General features: G+C 75.1%; 2 protein-coding genes and 1 pseudogene. 2 read left to right on the top strand and 1 reads right to left on the bottom strand.

The features are described 5' to 3' along the window. Positions 1 to 367 (bottom strand): hypothetical protein (locus FrCorBMG51_RS30950; protein WP_476742136.1); only part of this gene is annotated, 367 nt, incomplete at its 3' end. A gap of 94 nt (positions 368 to 461) precedes the next feature. Between FrCorBMG51_RS30950 and FrCorBMG51_RS24940 the strand changes: the two genes are divergently transcribed. After that, positions 462 to 1,625, top strand: a complete 1,164-nt coding sequence (locus tag FrCorBMG51_RS24940; protein ID WP_052914503.1) for a hypothetical protein — start codon at positions 462 to 464, stop codon at positions 1,623 to 1,625. Positions 1,626 to 2,835: 1,210 nt separating this feature from the next. Then, positions 2,836 to 3,036, top strand: a pseudogene (locus FrCorBMG51_RS09155) (hypothetical protein); the annotation flags it as partial.

The raw sequence follows: 3,036 nt of genomic DNA, 5'->3' as shown, positions 1-3,036 counted from the left end.
CAGGCCCTGAGCGGCCAGGCCCGCAGTCGTCGGAGAGTTCGCCCGAGGCACGGCCGGCTGCCCGCTCCACGCCCGCCCGGTCACAGCCACTGGCCGCACGGCCGCAGTCGCCAGCCGTGCCCCCGCAGTCGCCAGCCGCGTCCGCACAGCCGTCGGCCGTGTCGCCGCAGCCTTCTGGCAGGCCCTCGCAACCGCCAGTCGGGCCGGCACAGTCGTCGGCCGCTTCTGCCCCGCCGTCGGCCGGGTTGTCGCAGTCATCGGCCAGGCCCCCGCAGCCGCCGACAGCGTCGTCGCAGCCGTCTGCCGGGTCGTCGCAGCCGTTCGCCGGGTCGTCGCAACCGCCGGTTGTGGGTGCGGCGCCTCCCACCCCGGCACCGTCGCGGGCGCCGGCGGGTCCGGGGCAGGCGCAGCCACAGCCACGCGGGCCCCTGCCCGAAGACCGGGGTGCCGCCCGGCCGGCGGTGACGGATGACCGTCCGTGGCAGCCGCGGCCCGCGCAGCCGGACACGCCGGAGCAGCCACCCGGGCGTGACAACACCGACAGTCAGCGCAGCCAGCATGGAAACCACGGTGGTCTGGCTCCGGCGTCTCCCACGCCGGACGTTCCGGTGCCGTTGCCGGGGGACGACCCGGCGCCATGGGAGCAGACGTCGCGGATCCGTCGGCGGTCACTGACCGGCCAGGCGGCCGCGGCGGGGAGCGAAGCCAGCGGGTCGACCGGGACGACGGCACGGCCCGGCGACGAACCGCGGTCGAGCTACCCGACCGCCGCCACCGCGGGCACGACCGGGTATTTCAGCCGCCAGGCACCACCAGGGCGGCGCGAATCTCGGCCGGAGACCGGCGGCACCGGCTCCCGTTCCGATTCCGACTCCACGGTCGTGCTTTCCCCGCTGCGCGTCACACCGCGTGACACTTCCTCGGGGCGGCCTCCGGCGCCCGGGTCCGCCGAGCCTGCCGCCGGCCGCCCCGGCGGCGACCCGCCCGAGGAAGGGCCGCCCGCCGGCCGCCCGCCTGGCAGCGGCGTACTGCGTGGGGGCACGCTGGACGATCAGCCGTCCGAAGAGGCGCAGCCTTCCCAGCCTTCGCAGGCCGCGCGGCCCGTGAAAGCCGCGCGATCCGCGCACGGCGCGGGTCCGCGCGGCTCGCGTCCGCGTTCGCCCGTGGAGCCGGAACCCGGCATCGATGCGGAACCCGGCGTCGGTGGCCGGTTCGCCGGTGTGCTCCTGACCGTCGCCGGCGGCCTCGGCGGGATTGCCGCCACCCTGCCCTGGAGCACGGTCAGTGATGGCGAGGAGACCCGTACGTTCACCGGTCTGACGGTTGGTGATGGAAGAATCACCCTGATGGTGGCGGTTGTCCTGCTGGTGATCGGTGCGGCGCATGTGTCCGGCCGCCGCCCGGGCGGCACGGACGCCGCGGTGGCGACGCTGCTGGGAGCGGGAGTCGCCGTGTTCGCCGTCATGGATCTGGTCGCCGGGCCGGCCTCGCTGTCGTCCTTCCGGACCCTCGCCGCCAACCAGATCAGCGTCGCTCCCGCGTCGGGGCTGGTCCTGACCCTGGTGGCCGGGTTGCTCGCGCTTGTCGGCGGTTGGCTGCTGCGGCGTGGCCGTCATGGCGGATGACCGCGCCGGGTCCGGCCTGGCCGACCGGCCGAACCGAAGCGTCAGCATGATCGTCTGTGCCCGCGGGAACCCCCGCGGAAACCGTGCCCGGTGGAACTGGGTTCCACCGGGCGTGATTGTGTCCCAGGAGGCGGAAGTGACCGCGCGCGCCGTCCGACCGCGTGATACGACCAGGAGTGACGGAGGACAAGACGTCACGAGCCGGGCAGGTGCCGGCCGGCGCCACGCGCGCCGAATCCCGGGTGCCGGATCCGGTCGGCCTGCAGGGCCAGACCCCCGGCCAGTTGGAGCCGGGTGACCGTCGGTCGGACAGAAACAGGAGGAAGACGTGTCCGAGCAGGAACCGAGCCCGCGGGCGCGCTCGGCGGTCGANGGCGGTCGAGCCTGTGGCGGACGCGGGCTCCCCTGGCCGAAGGCAGCGCGATGATGCTTTTCTCGCGTTGCCGGAGGCCCGGATCTCCGGGCCGGCACGGAGCCGAGGGCAGCGCGCCGATCCTCTTTCCGTGCCTGGGGCCCTCGCGGGGGCTGGGCCACCGGCTGGATCCCGGCTCCGGGAGCCGATGGGGGCGGCCCAGGAGCCGGAGGAGCAGATCTGGCGGTCGGAGGAGCAACTCTGGGGACCGGGCGGGCAGGCCGGGGAGGATCGGGCCCATGTGGAGGCCGGCACGGATCCGTCCAAGGGTCGGGTGAGCGGCCCAGCCGACGGTGCTGGCCCGCGGCCCCAGCCNNNNCCCGCGGCCCCAGCCGATCGGTGGAGACGGCCGGGGCAACGCGGACAACACAGGTAACACGATCAGGACGGATAAAACAGGTATAACGGACAACACGGACAGTGTGGACGGCGAGTTGGAGCGGCTGCGCCGGTGGCGTGCCGAACGACGTGCGGCGCACGCGCTGACGGCTGATCCACGATGGGCCCGGCCGCCCGGTTACCGCGGACCGGACGCCGGTGGCCGGGACACCAGTGGCGCACCACCGGCGCCCGGGTCCCTGTCGTGGGCGCGCCCCGCCGCGGGTAACGCCGCGAACGGCCCGGGTAAAGCCGGGCCACCGGACGGCGGCGCCGAGNCCGGACGGCGGCGCCGAGCCGGGCTTCCTGTGGGGCGCTCCGGTCGGCGCCCGTCCGGGGGAGACGGGTGGGGGGCCGGCGGGCTACACGGGCGGTACGGGCGCCACGGCAGGTGACCCCGCACATGCCGGGGAGCGGCTGGTGGGGCTGCTCGGGGGCCTGCTCGTGCTCGTCGCCGGTGCCACGGCCATCGTCGGTTCGGTCATGACCTGGGCGACCATCACCGCCTTCGACATCATGGAGCTCCCGCTGCGGGGGACCGAGGCCGGCCGGTACTACGGCGGGACGACAGCGCTGCTCGGTGTCCTGGCGGTCGTTCTCGGCGGGATGCTCACCGGCCTT

It is taken from the genome of Protofrankia coriariae, assembly GCF_001017755.1.
Lineage (GTDB): Bacteria > Actinomycetota > Actinomycetes > Frankiales > Frankiaceae > Protofrankia > Protofrankia coriariae.
This window is presented reverse-complemented; position numbering and strand designations above follow the sequence as displayed.